This is a genomic window from Longimicrobiaceae bacterium (assembly GCA_035696245.1).
Taxonomy (GTDB): domain Bacteria; phylum Gemmatimonadota; class Gemmatimonadetes; order Longimicrobiales; family Longimicrobiaceae; genus DASRQW01.
This window is the reverse complement of the sequence record DASRQW010000038.1, coordinates 1-6,767: the sequence shown is the minus strand read 5'-3', so window position 1 is coordinate 6,767 and position 6,767 is coordinate 1. Positions and strand designations below refer to the sequence as shown.

Below are 6,767 nucleotides of genomic sequence, written 5' to 3'. Positions count from 1 at the left end.
CCCCGTGGTGCACTTCGTCTTCGGCGGCGAGCAGGCCAGCGCCGCGGGTATGGGCCGCCCGTACACCGTGGTCTACGACGGCCAGTGCAAGGTGTGCAACCGCCTGGTGGGCGTGCTTCGCACGTGGGACAAGCCCGGCATGCTGGAGCTGACGCCGTTCCAGAACACCTCCGTCCTCTCGCGCTTCCCGTGGATCCCGGCGGAAGAGTACGCGAAGGCGATGCAGCTGGTGGGGCCGGGCGGGAAGACGTGGGCGGGCGCCCAGGCCATCGAGCAGCTGCTGGAGATCCTGCCGCGCGGCGGGATGATCGGGTGGGTGTTCAAGGTCCCCGTGGTGGGCTGGCTCTTCGACAAGTTCTACCGCTGGTTCGCCCGCAACCGCTACCGCTTCGGCTGCGGCGAGCACTGCGTGCTCCACGAGACCAAGGTCGACTTCGGCGACGCGGCGTAGCGTCTACGAGCGACACGGTCACTCGCAGCCGCGCGTCGACGATGAACCATGGAGGCCGTAGCGCCTTTCCGAGTTCCCCTGGCGGGGCATGCGGCGGCATGCGCGTGAAACCATCTGTCGCAACCATTCCCTCCCGTTTGGACGACGCGAGCACCAGGAACACGACTATAGACTAGCGCATTTTAGGACATTAGCATACGGACACTCCATCGTTCGCGCTCGGTGCGTGGACTCCAGACCCTGTTGCAAAGGAGATGTCCGCATGCGTGTATCTTCCCGCTGTCGCTACGTTATCGCCACATTGGCACTGGCCACGGTCGCAAGCTGTGACTCCAGCAGCACTGCACCTTCCTCCCCGAAGCCAGACGATCTTTCTCGTCGCGTCGAGGCTCTCGGTTTTCGTGGCGACATGGTACAGGACTTCGGCGACTACGTCGTCGTGGAAGGCGACATCCGCCTGACCAAGGCACAACTGCCTACAGTGCTGCGGTCTCCCGATGTACGTGTCCAGTTCAGTACGAATGCGCTGATCGGCTCGCCCAAGGTGCACCAGATCACCGTGGATCTGTCGGGATTGGCAGCCGAGTCCGACTGGCAAGACGCCGCCCGCACCGCCCTCGGGATCTGGAACCAGGTTCCGAACAGCTACGTCCGCATCGTGGAGGGCACCCCTGCCGACATCAGCTTCGGCCTAGGCTGTCTCCCCTGGAATTGGGCGGCGGTTGCGGCGTGGCCCTCCGGAGGGAATCCCGGCGCCGCCGTGACGGTGAACACCTCCGCCTGCCGTGGCTTCTCGCAGAACAACCAGCAGCGACTGCACAACATGGTGCACGAGATCGGTCACACGCTTGGTCTACGCCACAGCAACTGGGTTCAGTTGGGTGAATCGGCCGCTCCTGATGGTGCCAATCAGGTGGCGGGCACCCCAGGGAGCGGGGGCGACGCCGGTTCGGTGATGAACGGGGCAACGGCAGCGAACCAGTGGGCCGGCTTCAGCTCGAACGACCTATTGGCGATACGGACGCTTTACCCGCTCCCCTCACCGACACTGACCGTAACCTACGTCTCGGGGCAGCCGGTACTGACGTGGCCCACGCTCGTGGGCGCGACCTACGTGGTCAAGCGAGTCTACATCTCCTACGGGCAGGACGAATTCGGGGGGTTCACCGGCTATGGCAACGCGGGAACCATCACCAGTGCCACAAGTCCGTGGACCGACACGGCGTGGAGCTACACCGGCAATTCGTTGTGCCACTGGGACCAAGAGTCAGGGTACTGGCTGGAAACCGGTTACGGCTACTCGCTCGAAGCCGTTTTCCCGACGGGAACGACTTCCACGAACCAAGAGGCCGAGGTGGGCGTCTGCTGAGGCGGTGAATCGGCTGAAAAGGGCGGAGCGCGTGTGCGAGCCGCCCCTTCGGCCACTCCTCGCCGAACGCCTCGCATCTCCGAGATACCGATAGCCGCATCGCCCGCGCCAAGGCTGTGGCTGAATGCGTGGCCGTCTACGTCCCTTGCAGGACATACACGCAGCAAAAGGGTGACGGCGCGATGTTCTGCGCCGCCACCCTTTTGCTGCTCCTCCCCACCCCACCCCGCACACCGGCCCGTTTTACCGGGACCGGCAGGTCATCGGTCAGTCGTCGCGGCCGTTGTGGTGATGGCCGTGCATGCCGTCGCGCACCTTCACCTCGAACGGGACGAGCTGGTGCGTGGTCGCGAAGTCGAAGGCGGACAGGTTCAGCACCTTGCCGTCGGCCGTCTTGAACCAGGCGCTCGGGTCGATGGTCACGCTCACCGTCTTGGTCGCCGCATCGTCGGTGATCACCAGCGCCGGGTCCAGCATCACGTCCGTCCGCAGCTCGGCCGAGAAGTAGGTGCGGAACGGGACCGCCGCGCCGCCCGCCGCGGGCGTGAAGGTGCCCACCGCCAGCAGGCTGGCCTTGGCCGGCCAGTCCGGGAACTCGCCCCGGATGGTGGAGAACAGCGCCTGGACGCCCTGGTGCTCGGTGGCGTCATCATCGTCGTCGTCCAGGTCCAGGTTGTCAACCTTCAGCTTCAGGCGGTCGTACGTGCCGGCGGGGATCTGGTCGTCGGCCAGCGCCACGGTGCCGCCGCCCAGGGGCAGCTTCACGAACTTGGCCGTGCTCCGGAACTGCTGGCCGCAGTCCTTGCCCGCGTGCTCGATGCTGTCGTGCTTCTCGCCGTCGCCGCCCTTGTCGGTGTGCGCGCCGCTGTGGCCGCAGTCGTCGCCCAGCTGGAAGCGCGACACGATCACCCGCACGTCGGTGAGCGTCAGCGTGCCGTTGCTGCCGGTGAGCACGAGCGACCCCGCCGGGGCGGTCTGCGTCACCGCGCTGCCGCCCAGCACGTTGGCCGACGCACCGCGCTGCACGTCCATCCGCAGCGCCACCTGGGCGCCGGTGTTGCCGCCCGTGCCGGAGTCGCAGGCCGCCAGGGCCAGCGAGCCGATCATCAGGGCCGGGAGGGTCTTCATCCGGAACATCGTCGCATCCTCCTTCGGGGGGTTTCATGGCACCACGTTCTGGGCTGTAGACGGCCCGCCCCGCCCCCGCGTCACATCGATCACCGAGGTTCCGTCTGCTACATCCGCCCCTCACGAGCGCATCTGGCGGCCCCGCATCAATTTAGATGTTCAAACAACGATGTGAACTCGTCCTCCGGGTTCGGCGGCACGGTGATCGGTGCTTCCACGGTCGCATCGACGGCCCCGGTTTGCACCGAGCACGGGGGATGGACGGCGTGCCGCACACGGAACTCGGCATCCACCGGCGCAGCCACGGGCGCGTCCGACGGCCATCCGAACTGCTTTGCGGGTCGGGAGATGCGCGGCGGGACGGAAACCTCCGCCGTCCATCCGCCGTATACAACGCCACGCCCCCGGCACAAGGGAGGGCGAGCGGCTGGACCGTTGCCTTTCGGTCCGGCGGACGGTAGATAGAGTGGCAGCAGCCGCGGCACACACGGGCACCCAAGGAGAGCACCGCCATGGCGTTCTGGAACGGCTTCATCAAGAGCGAGCTGATCGACATCGTAGAGTGGCTCGACGCGTCGAGCAACACGATGGTGCACCGCTTCGAGCGGCACGACAACGAGATCAAGAACGGCGCGCAGCTCATCGTGCGGCCCGGCCAGGCGGCCGTGTTCGTGAACGAGGGCCAGATCGCGGACGTGTTCGCGCCCGGCACCTACACGCTCACCACGCAGAACCTGCCGCTCCTCTCCACCCTGCGCGGCTGGAAGTACGGCTTCGACAGCCCGTTCAAGGCCGAGGTCTACTTCGTCTCCACGCGCCAGTTCACCGACCAGAAGTGGGGCACCAAGAACCCCATCATGCTGCGCGACGCGGAGTTCGGGCCGGTGCGGCTGCGCGCGTTCGGCACGTATGCGCTGCGCGTGAAGGAGCCGGCGCGCTTCATCTGCGAGATCGTGGGCACGAACGCGCAGTTCACCACCGGTGAGATCACCGAGCAGCTTCGCAACCTGATCGTGTCCCGCTTCGCGGATGCGATCGGGGAGGGCAAGATTCCCGTGCTGGACCTGGCGGGCAGCTACGACGAAATCGGGGCGCTGCTGGCGGGCAAGGTGTCGCCCGAGTTCGCGGGATACGGCATCGAGGTCACCAAGATCCTCGTGGAGAACATCTCGCTGCCCGAAGAGGTGGAGCGTGCGTTGGACAAGCGCAGCAGCATGGGCGTGATCGGCAACCTAAACGCCTACACGCAGTTCCAGACGGCGCAGTCGCTCGAGGCTGCGGCCAACAACCCCGGCGGCGCGGCGGCGAGCGGCATGGGCCTGGGGATGGGCTTCGCGATGGCGAACCAGATGGGGCAGGCGTACACGGCCGGCCAGCAGCAGCCGCAGCAGCAGGGCGGCCCGCCGCCGCTGCCGCAGCAGGGCGCCGCCTTCTTCGTCGCGGAAGACGGCAAGCAGAGCGGCCCGCACGGCATGGACGCGCTCCGCCAGCAGGCGCAGGGCGGCGGCCTCACGCGCGGCACGCTCGTGTGGCGCGAGGGCATGAGCGGCTGGACGCCCGCGGGCGAGGTCACCGAGCTGTCGCAGCTCTTCGCCTCCGTCCCGCCGCCGCTCCCGTCCTGACCCGCCGCGCATCCGCCACGTCGCCGCAGGAAACGGTGACCGGCGGATGGTCGGACCGGCGGGATGGCATCTACCGTAACGCTGGAGAGGTCGGACGTGAGATGCGCATCCACCCGACCGTCGAGTGGATGCGCATCTGCCGATCGGCGCGGGACACACGTCGGGAGATGCGTATCTGCACGCTCGCCTGGAGCTGCGCATCTCGCGTGAAGGACTGCATCTACGTCATCTCGGCCGTTGCGCGGCTCCGATGAGCATCCGCGGAGCGAAGACGGGAGATGTGCGGCCCGCGGGCGAACCGGCGGATGCGCATCTCCCGGCACGAAGGAACAGCGGGGGCGCCGAGCCGGCGTCCCCGCGACCGCATCTCCCTTCCCTCCGACGCCCGTCGTGGCGTCACACGTCCAGAAACCTCCGCACCGCACCACACGTGAGCGACCAACTCCACTCCGACGCGCATTCCGCCGTTCCGCCCGTTCCTTCGGCAGTCTCCACCGGCAGCCTGCCGTGCGCGGGCTGCGGCGCGGGCCTGGAGTACAGCCCCGGCGACAGCGAGCTGCTGTGCCCGTACTGCGGCGTGAAGACGCCGGTGACGGGCGGCGCCGAGCCGGTGGCCGCCGCCGTGGAGGAGCTGGACTTCCGCGAGTGGCTGGCGCGCGCGGCCGAGGCGCCGGAGAACCTGCACGAGGTGACCACCGCCCGCTGCACCGGCTGCGGCGCGCAGACCACGCTGGCCGAGAACGTGGTGGCGGACAGCTGCCCGTTCTGCGCCTCGTCGCTGGTGGCGGCGGACGCTTCGGCCAAGCTGGTGCGGCCCCGTGCGCTGCTGCCGTTCAAGGTCACGCGCACGGACGCGGAGCGGCTGCTGGAGGACTGGGTGAAGGGACTGTGGTTCGCGCCGAACGACTTCAAGACGCACGCGCGACGCGAGGGCGGCGTGAACGGCATCTACGTCCCGTGCTGGACGTACGACGCGGCCACCACCACGCACTACACGGGGCAGCGGGGCGAGCACTACTACGAGACGGAGGCGTACACCGAGACGAACGACAAAGGCGAGACGGAGACCAAGACGCGACAGGTGCAGCGCACGGCGTGGTACTCCACCAGCGGCACGGTGCGCCTGGACTTCGACGACCTGCTGGTGATGGCCAGCGGCTCCCTGCCGCCCAAGCAAGCCGCGGCGCTGCAGCCGTGGGACATGGACGCGCTGGTGTCGTTCTCCGACGAGTACCTGCGCGGGTTCCGGGCGGAGAGCTACAGCGTGCCGCTGGACCAGGGCTTCGAGCAGGCGAAGGTGGCGATGGACCCGGAGATCCGCGGCGCCATCGAGCGCGACATCGGCGGCGACAAGCAGCGAATCGGGTCGATGGACACGCGGTACGAAGACGTGAGCTTCAAGCACGTGCTGCTGCCGGTGTGGATCGGCGCGTGGAAGCACCGCGACCGCGTGTACCGCCGCATGGTCAACGCCCGCACCGGCGAGGTCCAGGGCGAGCGGCCGTACAGCCCGGTCAAGATCGCGCTCTTGGTGCTGTTCATCCTCGCCGTACTGGCCACCGTCTTCTTCGTCTACCAGAGCAACCACCCCCACGCGGTGAGCACGACCACGTACGGCTGGTTGCACGAGACGCGTGCGACCTTCGCCACGGAAGATGTACGACAGCTTGAGGTGCGGATCGCGGCGTAGATGAACGACGGCGGGGATCGATGCTGCCACGGGCCGAGATGTAGAGATTGCTCGGCCCCATCGCAACGCGCTTAGCTCGATCGCGGCCGCTCCGGGGGTATGATACCAATCCGGTTGAATGACTGTGCATTCTTCGGAGCAAGACGGTGCGAACGCTCGGTAGACAAACCGCACAATGCACAGTTGATCGCCCGTATTGGTATGAAACCCCCGGCTATGAACTGCGGTCGTCCTTCGGACGAGGGCTCCTCGCGTCCCGCAAAGCTGCCGCTCGACCCGCCCCACGCAGCGCGCAACGCGAGCCGCCACCGCGTCGGCCGGGAGGAGGCAACCTGGACCCATACCAAGGCAGGACATGCGCTAACGGCCGTGCCTTCCCCCGCTTGCGGGCAGGGCTGTTTCATTCCAGCAGACCGAGGAGGGCGTGAATGTCGTGGGCCAAGAACCGTCGAGCACGGGTCAGGGACTGGTGTCCGGCGCGCCGGAAGAGGGTTACCGCGATGCTTC

The 6,767-nt window shown here is 67.5% G+C and carries 5 protein-coding genes; 4 read left to right on the top strand and 1 reads right to left on the bottom strand.

Annotated elements, in window-relative coordinates:
* Positions 1-451 (top strand): DUF393 domain-containing protein (locus VFE05_01585; GenBank protein HET6228737.1); only part of this gene is annotated, 451 nt, incomplete at its 5' end.
* A gap of 262 nt (positions 452-713) precedes the next feature.
* On the top strand, positions 714-1,820 hold the full coding sequence (locus VFE05_01580) for a M57 family metalloprotease (GenBank protein ID HET6228736.1): 1,107 nt from the start codon (positions 714-716) through the stop codon (positions 1,818-1,820).
* 267 nt (positions 1,821-2,087) lie between these two features.
* Here VFE05_01580 and VFE05_01575 read toward each other — a convergent pair whose 3' ends face one another.
* On the bottom strand, positions 2,088-2,948 hold the full coding sequence (locus VFE05_01575; GenBank protein ID HET6228735.1) for a hypothetical protein: 861 nt from the start codon (positions 2,946-2,948) through the stop codon (positions 2,088-2,090).
* A gap of 512 nt (positions 2,949-3,460) precedes the next feature.
* Between VFE05_01575 and VFE05_01570 the strand changes: the two genes are divergently transcribed.
* Together VFE05_01570 and VFE05_01565 are read left to right on the top strand one after the other, a co-directional pair.
* Positions 3,461-4,570, top strand: a complete 1,110-nt coding sequence (locus VFE05_01570; protein ID HET6228734.1) for an SPFH domain-containing protein — start codon at positions 3,461-3,463, stop codon at positions 4,568-4,570.
* Positions 4,571-5,000: 430 nt separating this feature from the next.
* On the top strand, positions 5,001-6,260 hold the full coding sequence (locus VFE05_01565; protein HET6228733.1) for a hypothetical protein: 1,260 nt from the start codon (positions 5,001-5,003) through the stop codon (positions 6,258-6,260).
* The last annotated feature ends 507 nt before the right edge of the window (positions 6,261-6,767 follow it).